The organism is Nocardia wallacei (genome assembly GCF_014466955.1).
Taxonomy (GTDB): domain Bacteria; phylum Actinomycetota; class Actinomycetes; order Mycobacteriales; family Mycobacteriaceae; genus Nocardia; species Nocardia wallacei.
In genome coordinates, this window is record NZ_AP023396.1 from 5,652,732 (window position 1) to 5,677,303 (window position 24,572).

At 67.9% G+C, this 24,572-nt stretch carries 24 protein-coding genes; 4 read left to right on the plus strand and 20 right to left on the minus strand.

Annotated features, from left to right (window positions below):
- Window positions 1-5: 5 nt before the first annotated feature.
- From NWFMUON74_RS24875 to NWFMUON74_RS24905, 7 genes are read right to left on the minus strand one after another with little or no spacing between them, the layout of a single operon-like run.
- Window positions 6-314, minus strand: a complete 309-nt coding sequence (locus NWFMUON74_RS24875) for a hypothetical protein (RefSeq protein WP_187684201.1) — start codon at window positions 312-314, stop codon at window positions 6-8.
- A 31-nt stretch (window positions 315-345) separates the two neighbouring features.
- A complete protein-coding gene (locus NWFMUON74_RS24880) occupies window positions 346-705 on the minus strand; it encodes a hypothetical protein (RefSeq protein ID WP_187684202.1) in 360 nt (119 codons plus the stop codon).
- Between the two features lie 9 nt (window positions 706-714).
- Window positions 715-1,452 carry a hypothetical protein gene (locus tag NWFMUON74_RS24885; protein ID WP_187684203.1) on the minus strand — a complete coding sequence of 246 codons (738 nt, stop codon included), beginning with the start codon at window positions 1,450-1,452 and terminating at the stop codon, window positions 715-717.
- The gene (locus NWFMUON74_RS24890) at window positions 1,449-1,808 is read right to left on the minus strand and encodes a hypothetical protein (protein ID WP_187684204.1); all 360 of its coding nucleotides are present in this window, start codon (window positions 1,806-1,808) and stop codon (window positions 1,449-1,451) included. The genes NWFMUON74_RS24885 and NWFMUON74_RS24890 overlap by 4 nt, the downstream gene beginning before the upstream one ends.
- Window positions 1,805-3,286 carry a PE family protein gene (locus NWFMUON74_RS24895; protein WP_187684205.1) on the minus strand — a complete coding sequence of 494 codons (1,482 nt, stop codon included), beginning with the start codon at window positions 3,284-3,286 and terminating at the stop codon, window positions 1,805-1,807. The genes NWFMUON74_RS24890 and NWFMUON74_RS24895 overlap by 4 nt, the downstream gene beginning before the upstream one ends.
- Window positions 3,287-3,329: 43 nt before the next feature.
- A complete protein-coding gene (locus NWFMUON74_RS24900) occupies window positions 3,330-5,162 on the minus strand; it encodes a hypothetical protein (RefSeq protein WP_187684206.1) in 1,833 nt (610 codons plus the stop codon).
- Window positions 5,163-5,171: 9 nt separating this feature from the next.
- Window positions 5,172-5,666: a hypothetical protein gene (locus NWFMUON74_RS24905; RefSeq protein WP_187684207.1), complete on the minus strand. Its 495-nt coding sequence runs from the start codon at window positions 5,664-5,666 to the stop codon at window positions 5,172-5,174.
- A 247-nt stretch (window positions 5,667-5,913) separates the two neighbouring features.
- On the opposite strand from NWFMUON74_RS24905, the gene NWFMUON74_RS24910 reads away from it, so the two are divergent.
- The gene (locus NWFMUON74_RS24910) at window positions 5,914-7,377 is read left to right on the plus strand and encodes a C40 family peptidase (protein ID WP_187684208.1); all 1,464 of its coding nucleotides are present in this window, start codon (window positions 5,914-5,916) and stop codon (window positions 7,375-7,377) included.
- 19 nt (window positions 7,378-7,396) lie between these two features.
- On the opposite strand, the gene NWFMUON74_RS24915 is transcribed toward NWFMUON74_RS24910, so the two are convergent.
- Window positions 7,397-8,287 (minus strand): transglycosylase SLT domain-containing protein, encoded by an 891-nt coding sequence (locus NWFMUON74_RS24915; protein ID WP_232110585.1) that lies wholly within the window; start codon window positions 8,285-8,287, stop codon window positions 7,397-7,399.
- Here NWFMUON74_RS24915 and NWFMUON74_RS24920 point away from each other — a divergent pair.
- On the plus strand, window positions 8,268-8,597 hold the full coding sequence (locus NWFMUON74_RS24920; protein WP_187684210.1) for a hypothetical protein: 330 nt from the start codon (window positions 8,268-8,270) through the stop codon (window positions 8,595-8,597). The two genes, NWFMUON74_RS24915 and NWFMUON74_RS24920, sit on opposite strands and share 20 nt — an antisense overlap.
- Window positions 8,598-8,625: 28 nt before the next feature.
- Here the strand turns inward: NWFMUON74_RS24920 and NWFMUON74_RS24925 are convergent, their stop codons facing one another.
- From NWFMUON74_RS24925 to NWFMUON74_RS24965, 9 genes are all read right to left on the minus strand, one after another.
- Window positions 8,626-9,537 (minus strand): hypothetical protein, encoded by a 912-nt coding sequence (locus tag NWFMUON74_RS24925; RefSeq protein WP_187684211.1) that lies wholly within the window; start codon window positions 9,535-9,537, stop codon window positions 8,626-8,628.
- 6 nt (window positions 9,538-9,543) lie between these two features.
- Complete coding sequence (locus NWFMUON74_RS24930) at window positions 9,544-11,967, minus strand: hypothetical protein (RefSeq protein ID WP_187684212.1); 2,424 nt, start codon at window positions 11,965-11,967, stop codon at window positions 9,544-9,546.
- Window positions 11,968-12,131: 164 nt separating this feature from the next.
- The gene (locus NWFMUON74_RS24935; RefSeq protein WP_187684213.1) at window positions 12,132-14,651 is read right to left on the minus strand and encodes an ATP-binding protein; all 2,520 of its coding nucleotides are present in this window, start codon (window positions 14,649-14,651) and stop codon (window positions 12,132-12,134) included.
- Complete coding sequence (locus tag NWFMUON74_RS24940) at window positions 14,651-15,139, minus strand: hypothetical protein (RefSeq protein WP_232110586.1); 489 nt, start codon at window positions 15,137-15,139, stop codon at window positions 14,651-14,653. Before NWFMUON74_RS24940 ends, NWFMUON74_RS24935 begins: the two co-directional genes overlap by 1 nt.
- Before the next feature lie 44 nt (window positions 15,140-15,183).
- The gene (locus NWFMUON74_RS24945; RefSeq protein ID WP_187684214.1) at window positions 15,184-15,447 is read right to left on the minus strand and encodes a hypothetical protein; all 264 of its coding nucleotides are present in this window, start codon (window positions 15,445-15,447) and stop codon (window positions 15,184-15,186) included.
- A gap of 18 nt (window positions 15,448-15,465) precedes the next feature.
- A complete protein-coding gene (locus NWFMUON74_RS24950; RefSeq protein ID WP_232110587.1) occupies window positions 15,466-16,479 on the minus strand; it encodes a conjugal transfer protein in 1,014 nt (337 codons plus the stop codon).
- A 70-nt stretch (window positions 16,480-16,549) separates the two neighbouring features.
- On the minus strand, window positions 16,550-17,674 hold the full coding sequence (locus NWFMUON74_RS24955) for a GAF domain-containing protein (RefSeq protein WP_187684215.1): 1,125 nt from the start codon (window positions 17,672-17,674) through the stop codon (window positions 16,550-16,552).
- A 280-nt stretch (window positions 17,675-17,954) separates the two neighbouring features.
- Entirely contained in the window at window positions 17,955-18,848 is an 894-nt protein-coding gene (locus NWFMUON74_RS24960; RefSeq protein ID WP_187684216.1) for an ROK family protein, read from the minus strand.
- 50 nt (window positions 18,849-18,898) lie between these two features.
- On the minus strand, window positions 18,899-19,378 hold the full coding sequence (locus NWFMUON74_RS24965) for a hypothetical protein (protein WP_187684217.1): 480 nt from the start codon (window positions 19,376-19,378) through the stop codon (window positions 18,899-18,901).
- A 262-nt stretch (window positions 19,379-19,640) separates the two neighbouring features.
- On the opposite strand from NWFMUON74_RS24965, the gene NWFMUON74_RS24970 reads away from it, so the two are divergent.
- Window positions 19,641-20,354, plus strand: coding sequence for a MerR family transcriptional regulator (locus tag NWFMUON74_RS24970; protein WP_187684218.1), 714 nt, complete (start codon window positions 19,641-19,643; stop codon window positions 20,352-20,354).
- A 9-nt stretch (window positions 20,355-20,363) separates the two neighbouring features.
- Here NWFMUON74_RS24970 and NWFMUON74_RS24975 read toward each other — a convergent pair whose 3' ends face one another.
- The 3 genes from NWFMUON74_RS24975 to NWFMUON74_RS24985 form a co-directional block, all read right to left on the minus strand.
- A complete protein-coding gene (locus tag NWFMUON74_RS24975; protein WP_232110588.1) occupies window positions 20,364-20,561 on the minus strand; it encodes a hypothetical protein in 198 nt (65 codons plus the stop codon).
- A gap of 146 nt (window positions 20,562-20,707) precedes the next feature.
- A complete protein-coding gene (locus NWFMUON74_RS24980) occupies window positions 20,708-22,159 on the minus strand; it encodes an aminotransferase class I/II-fold pyridoxal phosphate-dependent enzyme (RefSeq protein ID WP_187684220.1) in 1,452 nt (483 codons plus the stop codon).
- 120 nt (window positions 22,160-22,279) lie between these two features.
- Complete coding sequence (locus NWFMUON74_RS24985) at window positions 22,280-22,885, minus strand: TetR/AcrR family transcriptional regulator (RefSeq protein ID WP_425300744.1); 606 nt, start codon at window positions 22,883-22,885, stop codon at window positions 22,280-22,282.
- A 136-nt stretch (window positions 22,886-23,021) separates the two neighbouring features.
- On the opposite strand from NWFMUON74_RS24985, the gene NWFMUON74_RS24990 reads away from it, so the two are divergent.
- Window positions 23,022-24,572, plus strand: coding sequence for a succinic semialdehyde dehydrogenase (locus NWFMUON74_RS24990; RefSeq protein WP_187684222.1), 1,551 nt, complete (start codon window positions 23,022-23,024; stop codon window positions 24,570-24,572).

Below are 24,572 nucleotides of genomic sequence, written 5' to 3' on the forward strand. Positions count from 1 at the left end.
GGTACTCAGACGGGTTCGGCCCGATGCACCTGCAAGCCGCCATCGATATCGGCGGTCGCCAGCACGGTGGTGGTTTCCGTGGCGTTCTGGTTGGTCGTGATGGCGTAGCCCGCGTGCGCGGGCGTCGCTTCCCGCAGCATCGCCGGAATCAGCCGATGCACGCCGGCGCAGCCGTGGTCCAGCGGGGACTGCGGGCCGCGTGGCAGGTTCAGATCGTCGGCGACGGCGTCGACATGATCGGTGACCGACGTGACGGCCGCGCGGAACTTGCCGGCGGCGGCGATCACCTCGTCCGGCTCGTCCATATCCAGCATGTCGCTGCTCCTGTTCTCTCGGTGCGGGCGCTCAGGCGGACTGGCCGAACTCGGCGTTCTCCATTGCGCGGTACGACGTTTCGGTCGGCAGGTCGAACGCGTCGATGGTGTAGGGCCGCGCGCCGTTGCGTTCCATCTCGGCCCGCAGGCCGACGCGGGACTTGGCGTGCGCGAGCCGGGCGAGCCGCACGATCTCCTTGGACAGCCAGGCGTCGCCGTTCTCGCGGGCCTCATCGGTCAGGTGCAGGCCGACGATCTCGCCGTCGCCGTTGCAGGCGACCCCGGCCGTGTGGTCGGGGTTGAAGACCTCGTAGATCGTGTGCTGGCGATCCGGCGGTGGCGCCTGCTCGACGTCCTCGTCGAATTCGTCCGCTTCGTAATTCACGGTCATGTGCTGCTCCTAGGTCGCGCGGGCGTCGGGGGCGCTCACCGTCACCCGGTCGGGTGGCGGGGCCACGGTCGGACGGTCGGGCGGCGCGGCGCTCTGGTCGGCCGCCTCGAGTTGGTCGGCGAGCACCCGCCACTGGACGTCGTCGAGAGTCAGCACCTGACGCAGCCGCCAGAAGCGGGCGCGCAGATACATCTCGCCGCTGCCGTCGTCCGCGACGTCGATATGGTCGGGCTCCTCCGTGGTGGGGTTGAACGAGATCGTCGTCACCGGCGGCCGCTCGTCGTCGACGCTCACGATCGTGGCGCCGCCGCCCGGAATGAAGCTCTGCCGCAATCGCGGACTGTCGACCAGCGCCACATCGCCGCTGTTGGTGACGATCGTGATCTCCGGGTTCAGCAGCAGCTGCAGCACCCATGACCGGGCTACCGTCTCCGGCCGGGCGGCGTTGATCGCGAGATCGAGGCTGGCCGAAAGGTCCAGCACCAGAACCGATTCCGCCGTGGTGACGCCGACGATCACCAGCCGCCGCGACGTGCCCGTCGGATGCGGCAGGTCGTCGGCGGCCAGCGTCATCACGTCCGAGCCGACACCGCCGCCGGCGGCCGGATACACCGTGACCGTGCCCGTGGCGATGTCGACGGTGAAGGCGGAGATCGGGTGCGAAACCCGGTCCGCGACACCGACCAACCGGCTCAGCCCCTCCTCGTGCAGCCACCGGATGGTGTCGGCGACGGTCACATCGGTCATGCCGATCGTCCCGGTGCCGCGGGTTCCGGCTCGGACGCATCGATCGGGTCGGAGTCGACCCCCGGCTCGGCGTCCATCAGCACCCGATACTGCCGGGCCGCGTCGCCGGTGCTGTCGCGAATCGCACCGATGATCTCGGCGACCAGCTCCTCGCTGGTGAAGCGGTCGGCCGTACCCGGCGCGAGATAGAGGCCGGTCAACCGGCCCATCGCGTCGACCTCGGGGATGACCGCCCCGCTCGCCGAGGGGCGGCGGGCGCGGATCCCGTCGATGCGTTCGCGCAGATCGGCGATGCGGTGGCGCAACTCGCGCGCGGCGTCGAGCGCCGCCTGCACGTCGGGATGGATTTCGCTCATGTGGAACCTCCAGCTCGTGTCTGGTCCTGGCCGGCCGGTCCCGGCGTCGGTGGTGTCACGGTCGGCGCGATGGTCGGCTTCTCGCCGATCACCTGCTCGGTGTGCGGCGTGTCGTCGACGTACATCAGCCGGTCCGGATGCCAGGCGACCACCCGGTTGCGCTCATTGCTGCCGCCGGCGTTGGCCCCGCCCATACCGGGTGTCATCGGCATGTACGGCATCATCCCCGAGCCCGCGCCGGCGCCGCGCGCCGCCCCGCCGCCGACCGGATTTCCGGTGCCGCGCAAGGGTTCTGCCACCGATGCCGTGCCCGCGCCGCTGAACCCGGCCGCCGAGGCGACCATCGGGCCCATCGCCGGACCGGACGTCTGGTTGATCGCGCCGGAGACGTCGCCGACGGACGGCACCGCGCCCCCGGTGAAGTCGCCGCCGCCACCGCCGCCGAGGCCGGACATGTAGTCCGCGCCGAGGCCGTAGTCGCTGTAGTCGTAGTCGCTCAGGCCCTCCGAGGAGTCCCCGCCCTGATCCCCCGCGAGCTGGCCGGCGCCGCTCATCATGGAGCTGAGCAGACTCGGCAACATCTGCATCATCGCGTCACTACTGGAGGACGAGGCATTCTGACCGGAGGACTGCGCCTCCCCCGCCGCGTTCTTCCCGTTGACCGTGCTGGAGTAGCCCGTCATCGTCTCCGCCGAGCGCGCGTTCTGTTCCTCATACTCGGCCAGCGCCTTCTGGATACCGAGCTGGTCCTTGGTGCGGATGGCTTTCAGCAGCTTCTTGCGGGTGGCGATGATCTCCTCGGGGGTCGGGTGTTTGGCTTTGGCCGTATCGAATGCACCGGTGTAGGTGTCGACCATGTCGAGCAGCTTCTCCAGTTCACCACGTTTGTCGTCCAGCTGGCTCCGGTAGCGATGCAGGTGCCCGGCCGCCTCGGCACCGACCGGGGTCCAGTGTTGCAATGCCTGCGCGGCCGCATCCACACCGGAGACGATCTTCGGGTGGGCTCCAGCCAGGAAGTTGCGCACATCGTTGGTGAATCCGTTCGCGGGCCCCGTCCCAGGCCCGGCGCGCAGCTGCTGCGCATAGACCAAGGGATCTCCTGCCGCAGCGGCTGCGGGCATATTGAATGTCGGCGGTCGCCACTGTCCCGGCATTGCCACAGGGGCGACGGGATTATCGATGACCTCACCGCCACTGCCATTCACTTCACGCGCGCCTTCGGTGTCGGCGCCGGTGTAGTCCGATGCCGACGCGCCGACCTCGTGGGCCAGGCGGTGGATGTCGTTCAGCACGCCGGCCATGCCGTTGAACGCGTCCGCGGCCTTGTTGTTGAGGTGCGGGACCGAGCCCGCCGAGATCGGATCCGACCCCGCGGGCATGACCCACGACGTCGGGATCTCGCCGCCGGTCCCGTCAGCGAGCTCGGCGAGTTTGGACGCCGCTGCGGCCAACTGCGCCGGATCGACATTCAGCGCCATGACTGCCTCCTCTCACCTTCGGCTCCACCTCGCGGATGGCCGATCACGCCGGGGCCGCGACGGCCGGGGCGCCGGCCGTCGGGTCCGAACCTGTCGGCAGCGCCGGAGCCTGGTCGCCATGACCGCTCGCAGAGCCGTCCCCTTCGACGCCGTTCGGGTGCGCGAATCCGGAGAACTGCCCGAAATCGCCCTTCTTGCCCGACATCTGGGGGGAGAACTGCTGCAGCTCGCCGTCGATGATGACCTCCAGCGTCCCTTCGCCGCCGGAACCGCTCGAGCTGCTCGAACCCGACCCACTCGAACTCGACCCGCTCGAGCCGGAGCCGGACGACCCCGAACCGGAGTCACCCGAGCCGAGCGACCCGGGACCGGAGTCGACGGGCCCGCCGGTCGGCGTGATGGAACCGTCCACCGCGAGATCCATGCCGGTGCCGGAATCCATGCCGCCACCGCCGTCGCCGGACTTCCACACCACCAGCAGCGCGGTCTGGCCCTCCCAGGTGGCGACGTCGCCCGTCTCCAGCTGGTACGGATCGATCCGCGCGCCGATCTGCTTGTCGTCGGTCCACTTCGCGGGCGTGTTCTCGTAGGCCTTCTTGGCGGAGGTGTCGGCGTGGTTGCCGAAGGCGGCATCCAGCGCGGCGGCCACCGTCGGCCAGACCCGTTGCGTGCGTCCGTCGGGGAACGTGTAGAGCACCTTGCCGTCGGCGCCCGGCTCGCGGGTCGGCGGCGGGCCCTGCGGCGGAGCATCGCTCTTGGGCGGCGGCGCGGCCTGCGACGACGGCGGCGGCGCGGCCGGAGCCTGCTGCGCGGGCTGGGCGGCAGTGGGCGGCGCCGCGGGCTGTGGCACCACCGGTTGCGGGTAACCGCGCATATTGCGGTCGGGGTCCAGCTCGTTGCGACGGTCCTCGAGGTCCCGATCGTTCATGCCGCGCTGCATCATCTGCGACATCAGCATCGGCAGCAACATGCCCATCATGTCCATGCCGCCACCCATCCCGGCTCCGGCGCCGGCCGGGGTCAGCCCGGCTCCGGCGCTGGGGTCCAGGCCGCTGCCGTTCGAACCATTGCCCAGGCCGTTGGAGCCGTCCAGGCCGTTCGAACCGTCGAGGCCGTCCTTGCCGGTGCCCAACGGATCCTTGCTGCCGGAGGGGTTGAGCCCCGAGTCGTCGGCACCGAGGTCGATGGGCTTGAAGCCGGGGTCTGTGGTGGCGCCCGTCGGACTGGTCGGGTTGAGCCCGGTCGGATTGTAGGAGGGGTTGGCATTTCCCGGGTTGACGGCGCCGAGTTTGGTCTCCAGCGCGTTCAGACGATCCAGGATCGCCTGCATTTCGCTGGTTTTGCCATTGGTCTGGTCGCCGATCCTGTCCTGAGCGGTCTTCGCCTGTTCGACCGCTGTCTGGGTTTCTTTGATGGCCGTATTCAGGTAATCCAGGATGAAGTCGTCCTGAGATCCACTCGGCGCGGGTACCGGAGCCTTCGCACGGAGTCCCTCGATCACCGTATTTATACCCTGCTGGGCAGCGGTCGAGACCGCAGCGGAGTCCTGAGCCAGTGGAGATATATCCTTGTCGAGCGCGACCAGCTTGCGAAGTGACTCGCGGAGAGTTCCGCTCAGCGTGACATAGTTCGCGATGACGCTACCGGCCAAGCTGTGACCGAGGCCATCCGAGGCCTCGGCCTGTGGAGGAATTTCCGGCGATTTGTCCGGAGGAGGCTTCTTGGTACCCTTTCCCATACTGTCGAAAGTCTGTTTGAAGAATTTGGGCAGACTTTCGTAGATACTCGCGGTGGTTTGGCTGAAACGAAATGGCTCATGCTCCGGACGGTATTTCGACATATCCGGCATATTGAGCGACGTCATCTCCAGCGGCATATTTCGCCCCTACGCCGGAGTCGGCAGTTCTTTTGTCGGCAGGGGGCCTACGGCCCCTTGCCCGTTCGGACCGGACTGCGCCGGGTGCATATAACCCCCGAGTTTATTACCGCCTATGCCGGATAACGCGGCGGCGGCGGTACCGCGGCCCATATGCCCCATCGACATGAGGGCCAGCTCCCGCCGGAAGCCGAGCCCCACCGAGCCTCTGCTGAATGCCAACCCGAGATCCGAGGACAGGCTGCGGCCGAGATTTCCGAGTCCACCCTTGAACAGGCCGCTGGTGGCACCGCCCACCAGGCCACCGCCCAACATACCGAGTCCACCGCTGATGAGTCCGGTTTCGAGACTGTCGCCCCAGCTCTTGCCATCGATGTAATGAGCCGCCAGGGTGCTCGCGGCGCCCCCGAGCAGCGCGCTGCCGGCCGGACCGCCGAGCGCGAACCCGACACCGGTCGCCACTCCGCTGACGACATCCGACCAGCCGAGACCGAAAAGACCCATTACATCACCATTTCCACGAAATCGACAGCCGTAACCGATCCGGTGGGCCTGCTGGACTCATTGTCGAGGATTCCCAGTAATGGGAACCGCCTTCCAGCGGCCGCGCGTCAGGATGGAGCCGGAGGACGTAGACTGACGTGCGCGAATTGCCCTGACGGCCACCGAGTTTCCCGGCGCCGAGCTGGATGGGGAGGCGAGGAATGAACTTGGACCACGTGCCCCGATGGTGTGTGCCCGGCGGTGACCGATGACGAGCCCGGCCGAGGTGACGCCCGAGGTCGTCGAAGACGCCGAGGCGACCGGCACCGACGGCGCCCCGCAGCCCACGCCGTGGTCGAGCCGGTCCGGGCCGCAGCGGTCGCGGTCCGGTGACCGCACCGCGACCCCGGGCGGGCCGGCCACCCCCGACCAGAACCGGCCCGCGGCGCAGGGACAGCCCGCGCCGAACCCACCGAGCACCGGGCCCGGCACCACCCCGGCGCCGGGCCCGGGAACAACGACTGCCGGGCCACAGCCCGCGCCACCGGCAGACGCCACCGCAACCACGGCGCCACCGAATCCCGCTGCCCCGCAAGGCGCGACGACTCAACTCCCCCAACCCCCGCCCGCCGCCGCACCGCCCGCCGAGGAACCGGGACCGGACCTCGACGCGCTCGCCGAACTGGCCCCGGCCGCGCTCTCGGCCGGTGCGATGGCCATGACGATGCTGCCGATGCTGGCATCCGCGCTGTCCGGACTCAACGGCGGCGGCTCGAACGGACAGACCGGCACGGGCGGCGCGACGGGAACCGGCGGGTCGACCGGGACCGGCGGCGCGGCGGCCGGGAACGGACAGCTCTCCCCCGAGGCGCAGCACGCGCTCGCGGTGCTCAAGAAACTGCAATCGGTCTACGGCGAGGGCGACCCGCTGAGCCCGAAGACGAAGAGACTCGCCGACGAAGCCGGTTCCACGGCGACCGGGACCGGATCCACCGCGAAGGCGGTGAAGCTGCGCCGCCTGTACCAGCGCACCGTGTCCACCGCGTTCAACAATCTGGACAACCAACTTGTCCGGTACATGAAGAGCCTCGCGGGCAATCACTCGCTCGACAAGGCGGCCGTCAACAAGCTGCTGCGCGATGTCGATGTCGCGCTCGCGGAACTCGGTCCCGCCGCCTATACCAAAGAGGGCCAGATGCGCGTGCACCAGATCCTCACGGTGGCCGTGCAGCGCGCCGAGAAGATCGTCACGGGCGGACAGGCCTCCTCGTCGGCGACGACCGCGCAGATCAACGAACTCACCAGGCAGTACATCTACAACCTGGCAGGCCAGAACTACACGCCCAGAACCGTTTCCGCCGCCGGCGCGTCACCGACGGCGCAGCGAGCGATTCAGGAGGCACTGGCCCAGGTCGGCGATCCCTACGTGTGGGGCGCCGAGGGGCCGAATTCCTTCGACTGTTCCGGGCTGATGCAGTACGCCGCACGGGCGGCGGGTGTCAACATTCCGCGCGTCGCGGCCGACCAGTACCGCCAGCTGCCCAAGGTCCGGCCCCAGGATATCCAGCCGGGCGATCTGATCTTCCCCGCGGCACAGTACAACGGCGGCAATCCCGGCCACGTGATGATGTACATCGGCAACGGAAAATGCGTCGAGGCACCCAGCGCGGGCAAGAATGTCCAGGTGACATCGTTGCCGAGCAGCTACTACGCCAGCCGCTTCACCGGGTGACCTGCTGACCCCGCGCGGGTCAATAACCCACATAGGAACCGCCCGCACGCATCTGCGCGATACCGGGCACGTCGCTCACCGATCCGTAGCGGGCGATGGAGTACCGCACCCCGGCGATGATGTTGTCGACCGGATTCCAGATGTCGCGGTGACCGGGCAGCGCATACGCGTTGAACGTGGAATCGATGGTCTGCATGAGACCTTTCGACGGATGACCGGCGGCGGCATTGCTGTCCCACAGGTTGATCGCGTGCGGATTGCCGCTGGACTCGTGCTGAATGATCGCCGCGATGGCGGATGGATCGATCTGCCTGATGTCGTAGCCGTGCTGCTGCAGGATGTGCAGCGCCTGGTTGATCCACACGCCGGTGTTACCCGACGGAACCCCCCTCGGCGGTCCGCCACCGGCGCTCGCGCGGCGCACCGCCTGCGGCGCGCGAGCCGGATTCGACTCGGCGACATACCGATTCGCGAGCGCGGTCACCTGTTCGGCCGTCACCGCGGTCGCCGCCTGCCCTTGTCCGAGCACGGCCCCGGCACGTTGCAGCGCGTTGCCGAGCGTCTCGATCACCTGGCGCTGGCCGGCCGCGGTGTTGGCGACCGGGCCGAGTGCCGTGAGCGCGGCATCGGTTTCGGCGATGATGGCCGTGACCGCCGCACGACCGGCCGTGGTGTCGGCGGCCGCGCCGCCGAGCAGCCGCGACAGCTCCGCGTTGAGGTGGCCCATCGCGTCGCCCTTCCCCGCGCGGCTGTGATCGCCGGCCGTATAGGTCCGGCTGACAGCGTTGTCCCAGGCCACCGGTCCGGTCGGCGCATCCGAGGGCGTCAGCTGCGGCGGCGCGTAGGGTTGCTCGGCCTGACCCGGTGCGCCGGAACCGTACTGGGCCGCGATGGCGACCAGCGCGCCCATGGCCGCCGCCGCCATCGGCATCGACGCCGCCGCGGAGGCGCCGTCCGCCGCCGAAGCGGTTGTCGCGGAAGGGTTCTGGGTTGCCGTCGCACCATTGGTCGTGGTGGGCGTCTGGTTGGACGTTGCGGTCGGCCGGGGCGCGGCGGACGCGGCGGGTGCCGGTGTGCGCGGTGTCGACTTCCGTCCGTCACGGTCGCGGCGCGGCTCGGCGACGGCAATACTCGCGCGGGCATCCGGCCGGCCGCCGCCGCTGGGATCAGTCCCGTCGCGCTCCGTAACCATCCGCCGCCTCGCCGTTCATCCGCCGTGACGCCGTCTTCGGCGATGCGGCCGCCCGTTCACGCCGCACCTCGCAGCACCCGCTTCACCCGCACATCGGCATTCGCCGGAACGAACTGCTGGACCGCTTGCCCGGTCCCGGGCTCGACGGTGACCAACTGCGCCCCGCCGACCGCGACGCCGACCCGGGTGGGCGCGTTGTCCCGGAAGTCCCAGAACACCAGATCGCCGGCCGACATCGCCGACACCGCGACCCGCTGGCCACACGCGGCCTGTCCGGCCACGGACACGGGCAGAACCACGACGGTCGGGAACACGTTGGCGTTGGTGATGGCGGCGCAGCCGCCCTGCGTGTACCCGGCTCCCCCGGCTCCCGCTGCCGACGCCGACCGGTCGGCGTCCTGCCCGGTTGCCCCGCCGGTGTCACAGCGGCCGGTCACCAAGGTCGCCGACGCCTGGGCGATCACCGACCTGGCGAGCGCGGCATCGTTGGATTCGCCACCCGCATTCTGCGCCGAACCACCACCCTGCAGCTTGCTCAGCGCGAGTTGCCGCGCGCACTCGGAGGCCGGCCCGTTGTTGAAACTGCGCAACGGCGGCAGCTGATAGGGGGCCGCCCGCATCGCCGTCAGGCAGGTGCGCTGCCAAGCGGACACGGATTTGTCGTCCGGCGCGGCGGTAAGGCTCGCATAAGGATTCGTGGTCGGCGCCGCCGACGGCAGCTGCGTCGGATACCGCGATTCGTCGCCACCCGGAACCGGTTGCTCGGTCCGGACGACCGCGGAATCGGGCCCGATCGCGCTGTCGCACTGGTAGTGGAAGTCCGACGACAGCGCCTCGGTGGTGCTGCCGGTGACCACGACCACCAGCAACATGATCAGGATGATCAGCACGACCACGACGAGGATGATCCACCCCCACGTCGGGATGAGTGCCACCAGCATCGAAAGCATGATCACGCGATTGAGCATCGGGACCTACCTCAGCAATCTCGCCACATCGGCGAGCCCGCTGCGCCAACGCGCATGGCTGGGGTTGCCCGAACTCGGCACCACCGACAGCGCCGGACTCTTGGTGGATCCCGTCAGCCTGTTCTGTGTCTGGATCGTTTCGTAGAGTTCGTTCCGGACGTCGCGCATTCGTTGCTGGTCGGTGATGTCGGCCATCAGGCCCCTGCTGCGGTCGGCGACGAGTTCTTCCATGTCCTTTGCGTGCTCGTTGACGATCCAGCGCCGCATGCGCTCCGCGTTTTCGGGGGTGAGGTTGTTCAGCATCGCGTGCTCCGCGCCCGTGATGTGACCGTTCCGCAACAGGTCGGCCGCGGTTGTAGGGTTGTTGCCGGCGGCGACGTCGTTCAACGCCGTTATCATGTCGTTCTTGGCCTCCCGAGCCGTCCCGCGCCGCATATACCGCTCCACGAAAGCGGTCTGTGCACCGGCGTTCGTTCCGCCGTCCAGATCGATACCGCCGCGCCTGGTGCGCCGGTATACCCGGACGGCTTGGCGCAGGGTTGCGTAGTCGGCGGCGACCTCTTCCGCATCGATCCTGCCGAAGGGCTGTCCGGACTGCGCTCGGTTCAGATAGGCGATAGAGGAGTTCTGCGCGCGCTGCACGGAAGCCACCATGAGCGAAAGGTCGGCGTCGGTGAATGCCTCGTTCTTACTCATCGTCTCGACGATCTGTCGGGAACGTGCCCCGTACAGCGCCATCTTCTCGTTCTTGCCGCCTGCACGGCGGTGTGCGCCCAAGACGTCGGCGACGGTGCCGCCGGCGTCCAGTACACCCTGGACACCCGCCGCGGTGCCGCGGATGGTATCCATGCCCCCGTAGACCTCGGCGTCCAGGCCGTACTGTTGACCAATCTGTTGCCACTTCAGGTAGGACGCGTTGTACATGCCGTCCAGGCCACCCATCCGGGTCTCGTCCACCCAGACGCCTCCCTGCGCCCTGGCCATCTGCGCCTTCAGCCGGGACTGCGGATGGAACGACCCGGGCAGGCCGCCCAGCAGCCATTCCGTCAGCGGTGAGTTGGCCACGGTGCTCACCGCGGCGAATGTGGCCAGACCGTGCAGGTGGTGATCGGTGCCCACCTGCCCCATCCCGATAGCTCGGCCGCCGCCGCCACCGCCGCCACCGCCTCCTCGTCCCAACGCCCCCTGTGTGGCGAGGGCGAACCGGTTGGCGACCCAGTCGTTGCCGTGATCCAGGCTGTCACTCAGCTTGCTCAACTGCATGATCGCGACGATCATCACCACCGCGCCTATGAAGAAGACCGCCATCTGCTGGCCCTGCGCCTGATGGAACAGATTGCCCAGGAACAACACGTAAAAGCCCAGAAACACGGTATAGGCGGCCATCTTCCCGGCCGCGATGAATCCGTCGGCGACATTGCGGATCAGGAAGGTCTGGGTCGGGCCGTAGATGAAGCCACCCGCCGCGAACCCGACGATCGACATGAACCCGTGGTAGATCGCGTCCAGCGCCGCCTTGATGACCTTGAGCGAAAGATACACCGCGAACAACAACAGTACCCCGCCGCAGAGCAGCAGGATCAACCCCGCACCGATCTGGCTCACCGAGGCGTCGCTGGCGGCGGCATACGCCGCAGAATCGCCACAAGCCTTCATACCGTTCTTGATTCGCTCACCGCTGCCGGAATTGATGCCTGCCGACCACATGGCTTCGCAGCCGGGTCGTTGATCGACGATGTGACCGAAGTTCCAGACCTGCAACGGCCGCCGCGCGAAATTATCGGCGAGATCGGCCTGCATGGTTTCCACCAGTGCGGTCGGATCGGGATTCCCATTGCCGTTGAGCCCAGCGGCCACCGTAATACCCAGGTTGCGTCCCTGCGCGAGCCATCCGTTGGAGCCCAATACCTCACCGAGCGGCTCGGACAGAAACAGCGTGCCCACGATCGCGACTACGAGCATGGTCACGACCTGCAACGTCGCCTTGGTGTAGAAACCCCGACCGACGAAATACGCGACGAAAAAGGCCCCGACCGTCGCCGCCGTGATCAACATGAGCGGGGTGGCGAGCTGCCCGGTGAGATTGACCGCCACACCGTGCAGCGCCGAGCTGAAGGCATCGAGCCACCGGAAACTCAGCGCCCATCCGATCAACCAGATCGAAGAGGTGACAAGCACACTCCAGCCCGCGAACTCCAGATTGATGATGATGGATATACCCGTGTTCACCGGCTCGAACAGACTGCCGCGGTCGGTCACCAGCTGGTATCGCGACAGCGGCACCCCGCTGGAATCGTGAATGTTCATCCAGCTCAGACCGCTGTTGCCGGGTTCGGTGTGGCTCGTCTCGGTATCGGTGATCGTGCTGGTTTGCGCCGTCGCGACCGCCCCGATGATCATCGGGAATACGACCAGCAACAGCACGGTCACTGTAGACCACACGGTCCACCAACGCCGCCGCGTGACGGCGGTCCACCCCACGAACCGCCGCCACAGCGCCGAGGGACGCCAGTGACGGCTGTCGAACAGCGCCAGCTGCCAGGCCAGTAGCCTGTGTTCGTCCTCCACCCGGCGATCGAGACCGCCGATCGCGCTCATGACACAGCCTGCCGTTCCGGCACCATTTTCCGAATCACCTCGGGCGTACTGCCGATCGCCTCGGCACGATCCTCCCGGGCGGGTCCGAGGATTTTGCCCCGGCCGATCCGATTGAGGGCGTCGCGCATGAACATCTCACCGCGTCGCTCCTCGGGCACCTGCCGCCCCTGCCCGACCGGCGGCGATGTCTCCTCGCGCAGCACCTGGAGCAGGAACGGCGCCTCGTTCAAATCCACGCCCAGCCATTCGAGGCTGTTGCGAGCCAGCGTCTCGTCGCGCTGCCGGAACACGAAACGGTTCGGGATCAGGTTGTGCGCCGCGCCCTGGAAGTCGGTGGCCGGGTCGTGTGACGCCAGTCCGATCGCGGCCAGGTGCTTGCGGCCGTCACGGCTGAAGTCCGAGGTCACCGCGCCACCGACCTGAGTCTGGGTGAAGTGGTGCGCCTCGTCCCCCACCAAGAGCCCGAATCGTCCGTTGTCGGTGAGGAACGCGTCGCGGGCCGCGACGCCCACCAGCTCGTACAGCGCGGTGCCGAGTCGCTTGGTCAGCGGCAACCGGTTGTACAGGTGCGGGGTGGTGAGTTCCTCCGCGGACGGCAGCGTCAGGTTGTGGCTGCGAACCACGGTGGCCGCGGCGTCCAGCCGCAGCGTGGGCAGCCTGGGATCGAACAGCACCGGCATCCGGTCCACGATGGTGCCCAGCCGGGCGGCCAGATCGGCGTACTCCTCCCCGTACCGGCCCTCGTCGCGCATCCGGCGCACCACATGGAACAGATCGAGCATGCTGCGAATGCCGTGTTCCTCGATGCCCTTCTGGCTCAGCAGGTTTCCCATCGCCGCGCCCGCGCCGCTGGTCGGCGAGAGATCCAGCAGCGGCAGGATCGAGTCGAGCGCGCGCTCGCCCGCCACGCGCCGCGGAAACAGCCGCAACGGATCGAGCGAGACCGACGGATTGCTCAGGTCGATCACCACCGCGTCATCGATGGACGACGCGAAATGCTCCCACTCCCCCACCTGACTGCGGTCGATGGCGAGGAACTGCCCGCCCATGTCGTGGACCAGCACCGCCATCAGTTTCAGGAAGTACGACTTACCCGAGCCCAGCTCGCCGGTGACCGCGAACGAGGCCGACAGGTCGTGCAGTGCCGCTTCCATGATCCCGAAATGAATCGGCTCGAAATTGCCCGACAGCAGATTGACACCGATCACCGGCCCGCTGTCGTCGCCGATCTGGCTCGTGGTGAACGGAACGAATCCGGCCCACATGTCCGACGGGACGATATGCGCGAAGTCTTCGTACGCGCGCCGGGGCGGGCTGCCGGGAATCATCATCGACCACAGATCGACCTGCGCGCCCAGCGGCGTGGTCATCTCGACCTGAAAACGCTTGTAGCGCCGCTTGATCTTGTTCACCGCGTCCATCGTCGCCTCGTGCGACGGGCTGCCGACGGCGATCACAGTGGTGAACGAGACCTCCGATTCGCCCCCGTTGACCTCGAAGTGGTGGTTGTATTCACCGAGCGTCTGCGCCTTGGACATCAATGTGTTCTGCGCGAAGGAGACCTCCTGGTCGCGCTGATCCATCTGCTCGCCCAGCCGGCGCAGATTCAGTTCGTTGTTCTTGAGCACCTGCTCGGCGGGCTTGGTCGACACCCGGATGCCCCAGTCGACGGTGACGTCGTCGAAGCCCTCCAGCACCGCGAGAAATTCGCTGCCGCCGGGGAAGGTCATGCCCGCGTAGGGGAACGAGTGCGGTGTGATCATCGCCTGATACGAAGGCCAGTAATCGAATTCGGGCTGGACGACCTTGATCACGGGAACGAAGGAGGGCCGCAGTCGCCGCTTGCTGTCGGACTGGGCGCCCTCGTCGAGCGCCGCGGAGCGGAACACCGCCGCGGTCGCGTCGTCCAGGATCCCGGCCCGGGTCGGGGCGACCGGATCGCCGCCCGCGCCGCGCGACAGATAGTGCTCCCACAGCCACTGGAACAGCGAGGCAGGCACGGGCGTCGGCTCGAAGTCGGCGCCGATCCGCGACAGGATCTCCTTCGCCTTCTGGTCGTACTGTTCGAGATCGCCGCGAGAGATCATCGACGTGTCCACGGTCGTGGCACTGCCACGCCATACTCGCGACAGGCCGGAGATGGCCGAACCGGTGGTGCCCACCGGGATGGTGAGCAGATGCAGCCGGGTCTGCGGCGAGATCGCACGCACCCGCTCGTAGGAGGAGACGACCTCGAGCGCGTAATCCTCGCACTCGTCGAGATCGACGCCCTCGACCATTTTGCTCAGCACGTCGAGCGTATTGAGCCGAGCTTGAATTCCCAGCAGCAGCGAACCGCTGGGCAAATTGTTTATCAGTGCGTGGTGCGCGGCCTTCACATCGTATTTATCGCTCTCCTTGCGGAGACCGTAGCCGAGCGGAGTGATGAAATACGTCGCGGTGACGAGACCGGAATGCGTGAATTGGAGGTTGCCCCGAATAGCCGCGGTGGGCTGCAGCTCCCGCTCGAATGCCATCAACCCTGCCCTTCAACCGATACGCCGCCACCGTTCGAGCTCGACACCCGCTTGGACACGGCACTCCATTTTTCGACAATGCTCGCCGCCGGCTCGTACACCGTCGTCGGCGTTTCGGCCACCTCGACCGCGAGGCTCTCCCGATCGGGAAGAATCACCACAACACTCTCCTCGATGAACATGGTGTGCCGCGCGGATTCCTCGGTCACCGGCATACCGGACGCCGAGACCGGCTTGCGGATGACGAGCAACCGGCCCACCCACAGAATTCGCGAGGTCATCCGCACGCCGGTGTAGGGAATCAGCCCGAGACCGAACACCGCGGCAATGGTCACGATCGTGCCCGTGATGAAGGTGACCGCGGGGTTCAGCGGCAGCGTCATGGCGAATACCGAGGTGATCAGCATGAGCACCACGCCACCCACCACCTGAGGCAAGGTATACGGCCCGAACGGCAGCTTCTGCCCGTTCTGCGCCTTGCCGACCATGGTCGGCACCCGTTTGACCGGGGTGTATACCTTGATCAGCTGACTCAACGATAACTCCCGATCGGGTGATCGGGCACCACGTTGTTGGCGTCGACGCGCGCGTAGTTGATCAAGGTGGGCAGGATCCACAGCAGCACGGCGGCAAGGATTGCCGACCCGGCGACCATCAGGATCTTGCTCGGTGACAGTTTCGACTTCGCACCCTCGGAGATCAGCAGGCCGATGCCGACGATGGCGATGATGATCATCCCGAGCCAGCGCACCGTTTCCAGGATGTACTCGAGGATGATGCCGAGTTGAGTGCCCATGTGACTGCCCTTTCCGGATCAGTTCTGTCGTGCGGGCGGAACCGACACCGTCGTCGACGGCGCGGTCGTGGTGGCCTGCGCGGGAGCCCCGCCGCCCTGAGTCTGGTCGGCCACGATGGTCAGCGGAGTACGCAGCGCGGGAATCGGATCCACGGACTGCACCTGCCATTGGCCGGTGGTGCGCACCAGCGTCAGCGGATAGGCGAGCGTGGGTATCCCGCCCTCGGCGCCCTTGGCGTTGACCGTGGCCAGCACATGCGCCGTGGAACCGGTTGTGCCGCAACCGGAGTCGTCGGAGGTGACCGATGCCGTCTCGACCGAGGTGAACGGCGACGGCGACGGCGCGACGATCTCGGAGTTCAGCACGGTGTAGCGGGACAGATCCCCGTTCCCGGACAGGTACGCCTTCACGAAGCCGGTGGCGACCTGGGTGAGCGGGGTGTCCGCGGCACAGGTCGCGGAGTAGGACAGCGCCAGGTCCCCACCGCGGGCCGGGCGCTCCACGAGGGTGGGTATGGCCAGCGCCCGCAGGCCGTCGGTGACCGACACGGCGACCCGGTAGTACTGGCGCGTCGGCCCGTCCTTACCGGCGGCGGCCGCGCCCGAGGCCCCGCCCAGTTGAACCGACACGGTCACCGACCACACCTCGACGTTGCCCGCCGACACCTTGCGCGCCGCGTGCACCACCTGCGAGTCCGCGATCTGACGATGATTGCTGGGCAACGTGATCTGTTGTCCCGCACTGACATACTGCGCGACGCGCTCCTGCTGATCGGTCGTCGCGGTGAGATAGGTGACCACGAACTCGCGGGCGAAGGACTGCGCCAGCTGCGAGCGGCCGATGATACCGACGGTCGTCTCGTCGGACGGGCCCTTCGGTGGCGTGGAGAACCAACTGAGCACGGCGTGGCCGCCGCCGAGAACGGCCAATACGGCCAGGACGCTGACAACAATATTGTCCCGTCGGCGTCGCGCGGCCATCTGACGAAGCAGTACTTCGCCCGAATCCCCCGATCGCGACTTTGTTCTCACCCTCGAAATAGTAGAGATCGCACTGGTCGGCACCGGCGCACTTTCTTCCCGGTACTGGGAATGCCGGTAATCAGCATGCGGGGCTGCGATTCATGCGCCCGGACAGCCAATGTCGCAGTTGATCATCGTATCCGATCGGGGATCGCGTCGGCTGCGGTTCCAGCGCGTTGCGATGCGGCTCGACCACCGGGGTATCCACCGCGACGCGCACCATCTGCGCGATGGCCAGCGGTCTGCTGGAATAGCCCGGATACGGGTACAGCAGCAGCGATGTCGGCGTGTAGCCGCCGGCGTAGTTGAGCGCCCGCACCGTCACCCCGGCCGTGTCGCCGGTGCGCAGTCGATCGCCGAGTTCGACCAGGCGGGCGCGGTCGTCGGGATGGAACACATCGATCGGCCGGAACAGATAATCCCAGCGAATCCACGGCGCCGGATCGGTGAGCCAGTGCGAAATGCTGGTGTATTCGAGCTGCACGACCGCCAGATGGGTACCGGCGCGCCGATGCGCCTCCCGCAGCCCGACCCGCTCCAGCGTCGGCCACGCCGGGGAGGTGTGCTCGGAGGTGATGTCCTCGATCAGCAACCACGCGCCCCGGGTGCGTTCGTCGTCGCGCACGCGAATCGTGATGCGCCACTGCCCCAGCCGGCCCATGCCGTCGGTCACCGCGACGTCGAACTGCATCTTGCCGCCGGGCTTGGGATCGTAGAGCAGATCCAGCATCTCGGCGTGCCGATCGAACGACGAGATCCGGTGGAACAGTTCCGCGATCGACATCCGCGGCACGTACTCCTCGGGCGCGATGCCCGCCAGCCGCGTGATGCCGCTGGGTTGCTGGAGCGTCTGCGAGTGCAGGTCCCAGATCGCCCCGACCGCGGGACCCGGTGTCGGTGGCATGGACAGGGCAGGGCCGAGCCACAGCCGCACGGCATGGACGTCACCCGCCGGGCCGAAAACGGGCCGCACCTTCAGTACATAGGGCCCGGATCTGGTGGAGATCCGGACATCGGCGTCCTCGGCCTGCTCGCGCGCGGCCTGGATCAGCTCGGCGATGCGGGTCGTGCTGATGGCGTCGTAGCAGGCGGGCATCTTGGCCAGCAACCGCTGGATAGCCCGCTGCCACCCGGCGAACTCGCGCGCCGAATCGCCGACCGACGCCACGGACATCTCTTGCGCGCTCAGGGTCTCGATCGTCACCCATGGGATCACTGCGTCGCTTCGCATGTGCCTGCCCGTACCAGCCCGTTCCTTCGCCTGCATGACCCAGTCGAGCCATGCGTTACTCGAAGTAATGTACCGTTAGATAGTGGCCCATACAATAGGTACTGGTAGGTAAACCGGGACACGGTGTCCTGTCTACGGCTCACAAAAAACCAGAGTCTTAACAGTGCACCAAAACGAACTTAAGGTCCAGTCGACCTCCATGGGGGTGAAGTCGGCGAATTCGCCGAAAATCGTGCAGCCGGTCCGGGCGCGGTCAGTCGCCGTCGGGAGTCATCGCGAGCACGCCGGCGCCCGCCAGCACGCCGACGTCGCCGAGTTCCGATGGCACGACCCGCAGTCCGGTCAGGAAACCGAGCCGGGCGTGGGTGGCCACGGCCGCGCCGATCGCCTTCCACAGCGGCGAGCCGGCCACGGCCAGCGGGCCACCGATCACGACGAGATCGATGTCGAGCAACGGAGCCACGGAGGCGATCACGCGCCCCAGCGCCGTGCCCGTCCGCTCCATCGCGGCCACCGGAATCTCCTCGCCGGCAAGCGCACCGGCAACGAGGTTTTCCGCCGAGCCGCCCGTCCAGCCCTGCCCGGTCGCCCACCGCACCATGGCGTCGGCGCCGGCGACCGCCTCCAGACAGCCTCGGCCACCGCAACCGCACCGTTCGTCGAACCCGGGCACGAGCATGTGACCGATGTGCCCGGCATTGCCCGTGCGGCCCACGACGGTGAACCCGCCCACCGAGACACCGGCGACCACGCGATCGGACAGCAGGATCGCCAGCGAGTCCATCACGGTGCTGGTGGCGCCGAAATTACGTTCGGCCAGCGCCAGGCACACACCGTCGAACGCGAGGCGCACCTCCGCGGCCGGAAACAGCTTGCGCACCTGCTCGACGATGGCGAACCCGGTCCGCCACTCCGAGATCTCGGCGGGCGCGACGATTCCCGCGGCCATGTCGATCGGACCCGCCGCCGCGATCCCCACCGAGGAGACCTCGGCGTTGCCCGCGGCATCCAATAGCAGTTCCCGGCAGGCGTCCCAGACGCCGCGGGACGGTACGGCGATGCGCCGAATCTCGTCCTCGCCCACGTCTTCGGCCACCCGGCCGGCGGCGAACCGCGCCGGCCCGATCTCCAGTGCCAGTTGTGTCATCAGTTGCCCACCGCCGAGATATTCCGGAATGTCGAGGCACGAACCATAACTCAGTGGCCGCCGGTTGTGGCGACAACCCGGCGACGGCCCAGCACGATACGCCGGTGCGGCGTCGGCGGCGCGGGCTCGGTGCAGACCGGCCGCGGCCCGTTGTGGATGATGCGCAGCGGCCGCTTGTGGTCGATCGGCGTGGCGCGGTGGCGATCGAGGTTCTCCACGACCCGGCCGGCACTGTCGTAGGCGACTCCGGCCCAGATCATCGCGCGCGGGGCGTCGCCGCGCGCGATCAGCGTCTGCGCCAACTGATCACAGTTGGCGAACAGCGGGCAACTGTGGCAGGTCCGAATCGCGGAGCGCCAGGATTCCGGCGTACCGACATCGAGATCCCAGTCGTCGGGACCGTCCGCGCAGGGTGGCCGATGGGTGGATTTGGTGGTGGTGACGCGGGCGGTCGAGGTGATGATTGCGGCCGGGAGTTGCACCGGCGCAGGGGTTTCCGAGACCAGCCGACGAGGCTGAGTGGTACGCATAGCCGTCTCCGAGGATGCCGAGGGCACGCCGAGTTCGCGTGACCCGTGGTCGGGCGGACATCAGGGCTGCTCAACAGTCCCCGGAAAACCAGCAGTGAACTGCTGTAGCTCGCACGTTAATGGACGATTCGAAGGTGGGCAACCACTTCCACGCTACTTAACGGCACGTTGACCAAGTCGTGATGCTGGCGTATCGTCGCTTAACGGCTCGTTCAGCCACGGTCCGTTTCAGTGTGGCGTAGGTTGTGGTTTCCTGTGAGGTATGGCTGCAGTGGAGTACACCATTGATGAACTGGCGCGTGCAGCCGATACCACCGTGCGCAGCGTGCGCGTGTATCACGAGCGGGGCCTGCTGCCCTCCCCCGATGTCCGGGGCCGGATCGGATACTACGACACCGACCACCTGAACCGCTTGCAAACCATCAGTCGGCTGCTGAGCCGGGGGATGAAACTCAACGGCATCCGGGAGTTGCTCGACGCCTGGGATCGCGGCGACGGCCTGGCCGAGGTGCTCGGTGTGACCGACCAACCCCCGGCCGCGGCGCCCGCGCCCGCCGCCGCCCCCGAATCCGCCGATGCCCCACCCGAACTCGAATTGCCCGATTACGTCAAGGAAGCACTCGCGGGCAGCGACGACCCGCTCGACGCCTACCGGGTGATGAATCCGCGCTGCCACGACCTCGCCTCGCGGCTGGTCGATTCCGGCCTGCCCACCGAGTCGGCGATTCAGCTGGTGGAACGGCTGCGGCAGGAATGTGACCGGCTCACCGGCAGTTTCGCCACCGAGGTCTACTACCTGCTCGCCGGCCAGCAGTACGAGCGGTCCGAGCGCACGCCCAAGGACTACGCGAAGCTCGAGACCGAGTTGGCCATCGCGCGGCTCATCGCCACCCGCGCGGCAGCCGAACTCATCGACCAGTCCTTCGGCCGGCACGCCGAGACCCCGCCGCACACCGCCGCCCGCAAGCCGGCCTGAGTCGCGCGGCTACTGGGTCCAGAGGTCGGCGTTCGGCAGGTCGGCCAACGCGTCGGTGACCTGGTCGTCGATGTGCACATCCACGCCGTGGCGCGGCATTTCGGTGGCGACGCGGGCCGCGATGGTCGGCGCGGCGCGATAGTCGAGCACGACTCCGCCCTGCGGGAACCTCATCTGCACATGGACTACACGCTGAATTTCAGGCATTGCGTCACACCCACCAGACTTCGGTTTGCACGATTGCGTCCAGCATCCTTCGAGCAACTCTCAGTGTATCGACGTTGCCTGGCTCCGGCTCGCCACCGGCAGGACATCTACCGGACAACCGCGTCACCGCAGGCGTCCACCGACGCTCACGCTACGACGCGCAGCGTCCGCAGTTCCGGATCGGAGGGATCGGGCACGTTCATGCCCGCCGCCAGGCCGGAGCGCAGATAGTCGACCACCGCGCGGTCCACCAGTTCGCCGGGGATGATGACCGGAATGCCCGGCGGGTACGGCGTCACCTGCTCGGCGGCGATCCGGCCGGGCGCCTCCTCGATGGGCACCGCGACGGTGGGGCCGAAGAACGCGTCGCGCGGCCGCAGCACCGACTCGAGCTGCAGTTCCCGCGGCGACGGCAGCCGGATATCGTGCGGCTCCGGATCTTTCAGTTGCACCCGCCAGGCGGTGAGCGCGTCGACCAGCGTGTCGATGGTGGTCTTGTCGTCGGCCATGGACAGTGTCGCGAGGACGCGGCGGTGGTCGCTGTGGCCGAGGTCGATGCGGCGGTTCTCGCGCAGCCAGTCGACGATCTCGAAACCGGTCGCGCCGGTGGCCGATACGTCCATCAGCACCTGCATCCGGTCGAGGTCGTGCGAGGCCTCGACGCCGAGCAACTCCTCCTCCATCACCTCGATGCCCGGAATCCGCGCCAGTTCCGTGCGCGCGCGGGCCGCGTTTTTCAGTGCGGCGGTGAGCAATTCGCGGCCGTGCTCGACCATCTGGCGACGCCAGCCGTCGATGGCGCTGTAGAGCAACACGTTCGGGCTGGTGGTGGTCAGCAGGTCGGCGCACAGCTGCAACCGGCCGCGGTCGACCAGGTCGCCCTGCACGTGGAACACCGAACCCTGCTCGAACCCCGCGCCCATCTTGTGCACGCTGACCACACAGATGTCCGCCCCGGCATCCATCGCCCAGGTCGGCAGGTCGTCGTGGAAGGGCAGGTGCGCGCCCCACGCCTCGTCGATGATGAGCGGCTTGCCGCGTTCGTGGCACACCTCGGCGATACCGGCGATATCGGCGCAGGTGCCGTATGGGCTCGGGCTGACGATCAGCGCGCCCGCCGCATCGGGGTACCGTTCCCACACCTCGCGGACCTGCTCGGGCGACGGCGGATGCGAGATGTGGCGCTCGGCGTCCCACCGCGGGGTCACCCAGTACGGCTGCACGCCGGAGAACACCAGCCCGGCGATGATCGACTTGTGGCTGTCGCGGCCGACGATCAGCCCGCCGTCGCCGCCCGCCACCGCCATCATCGCGGCCTTCACCGACAGCGAACTGCCGCAGGTGCTGAAGAACGCCGTATCCGCGCCGACCGCGTCGGCCATCAGCGATTCCGCCTCGCCCAGCCGGTGCCCGAGCGACCGCCGATCGTCGAGGCCGGGCGTCGCCAGCACATCACAGGCCAGCGCGTCGCCGAGTATCTCCCGGACCCGCCGGTCCGCGCCGCGTCCCTGCCGGTGGCCGGGCGGTGTGAAGCCGTAGCGGCCCAACCGCTGGTACTCCGCCAGCGCGTCGAGTATCGGTGCACGTGAATGGTCCATCACTGCCGTCATACCCGGCCGCGCCGGCGATATGCACGCGAGCCGATCTTGATTGCGCGAACGATCGGCTATCGCGGCGCCGGCGACTGTCCCGGCCGCGGTCACCACATGCGCACGGAGCTACACGGGCGGGCCCGCCAGGATGGCGGTGACGACGTCGACCAGTTCGCCCATCACCTGCTCCGGGCCGAGTTGCACGCCGGAGATGGCGAGCAGGTTCTGGGTCTGGTGCACGTCGCCGAGCACCTGGAAGGTCAGGGTCATGGCCTGGGCGAGGCGGAAACGCACTGTGTGGCGCGGCAATTCGGGATACCGGCGCTCGAGCAGCGCGGTGAAGCGGACGGCCTGATCGGTGAATCCGTCGGCGACGGTGCGCAGCGCCGGATGGCCGCTGCCGAGGATGCCCGCGATGAACTTCACCCACGCCGCGCCCTCCCCCACGGCCATCTCCCAGACCGGCACCACGAACGCCTCGGCCAGGCCACGGGCGGTGACGGCGCCGGTCTGCTCCATCTCGTCGAGCAGCACGGTGCGCCGGGCGGCCACCGCGTCGCTGCGCTGCCGGATCAACGCTTCGATCAACGCGTCCTTGGAGCCGAAGTGGTAGTGCACGGACGCGACATTCGTTCCGGCGGCGGCCATGACGGCCCGCAGCGACACCGCGTCCACCCCGCGCTCGGCGAACAGGCGCTCGGCGGCCAGCACCAGCCGCTGATCCGTCGGCATCGCCAGTTCGTCCGCGGTTACCCGGAGTTCGGCCTCGCCCGTTCCATTGGTCACCCGCCGCATTGTAATCAGGTGCGGACCAGCATTTCCGACTATCTCTATCAAGTGATCTAATCAACTGATAGAGTGCCTCGGCATGAGCACGCCGACCGCCCTCGTGCACGACCTCGCCGAGCTGACCGGGCTCGTCACCGGGGACCTGGGCAGCGCGGTACCGGTGGTCGAGGTTTTCACCGGCAAGCCGGTCGCGCGGCTGCCGCAGTCGTCGGAGGCCGATGTCGACCGTGCCTTCGCGCGGGCGCGCGCCGCGCAGGCCGAGTGGGCCCGGTGGCCGGTGCGCCGGCGGCTGGCGGTCTTCGAGCGGTTCCACCGTCTCGTACTCGAGCGGCAGTCCACGATCACCGACCTGATCCAGCTGGAGACGGGGAAGTCGCGCCGCATGGCGTTCGAGGAGCTGTGCGACATCCCGATGGTCATCAGCCACTACCTGAAACACGCCCCCCGACTGCTGCGCCCGGTCCGGCATCCCGGCGCGATCCCATTCGTCAGCACGTCCACCGAGTTGCGCAAGCCGCGCGGCGTGGTGGGGGTGATCGCACCGTGGAACTTCCCGTTCGCGATCGGCTTCTGCGACGCGATTCCCGCCCTCATGGCCGGGAACGGCATCGTGCTCAAACCCGACAACCGCACGCCGCTGAGCCCCGCCTACGGCCTGAAGTTGTTGCGCGAGGCCGGAATTCCCGACGGCCTGGTCCACATCGTCTGCGGCGACGGCCCGGTGGTCGGCCCCGCGGTGGTGGACCGGGCCGACTTCGTCATGTTCACCGGTTCGGAGCCGACCGGCCGCCGGGTGGCCGCGCAGGCCGCCGGACGCCTGGTCGAGGCGTGCATGGAACTCGGCGGCAAGAATCCGATGATCGTGCTGTCGGACGCGAATCTGGACGAAGCGGTCGAGAGTGCCGTCGCCGGGGTCTTCGACAACACCGGCCAGCTGTGCCTGCACATCGAGCGCGTCTACATCCACGAATCGGTGTATCCGGCGTTCCGGGACCGTTTCGTCGCGCGGGTCGCCCGGATGCGCGTCGGGCCCGGCTACGACTTCGACGCCGAGATGGGCGGACTGGTCTCGCAGGACCACCGCGACCGGGTGGCCGCCCAGGTCGACCGGGCGGTCGAACACGGCGCCCGGGTACTCACCGGCGGCCGCGCCCGCCCGGATCTCGGACCGACCTTCTACGAACCGACCGTGCTCGAAAACGTCACTGCGGGAACGGATCTGTTCACCGACGAGACCTTCGGCCCGGTGGTCGCGCTCTACCCGTTCACCACCGTGGACGAGGCCGTGCGGCTGGCGAACGACACCCGCTACGGGTTGAGCGCCAGCGTGTGGAGCCGCGACCTGGCGGCAGCCCGCGCACTCGGCGCCCGGCTCGAAGCCGGGCACGTGAATGTCAACGACAGTGCGGCTCTCGCGTACGCGAGCAAGAACGCGCCTTCGGGCGGCTTCAAGGCGTCGGGCATGGGCGTGCGCAACGGCGACCAGGGGCTGCTGAAGTTCACCGAATCGACCAACATCGCCACGCTGAAGCGCCAGGTCCTCACGCCGCCACCGGATCAGCCGTACGACGAGTACGTGGACCGCACCCTGCGCATGCTCCGCGTGATGCGCCGCTTCCGCCTGCGGTGA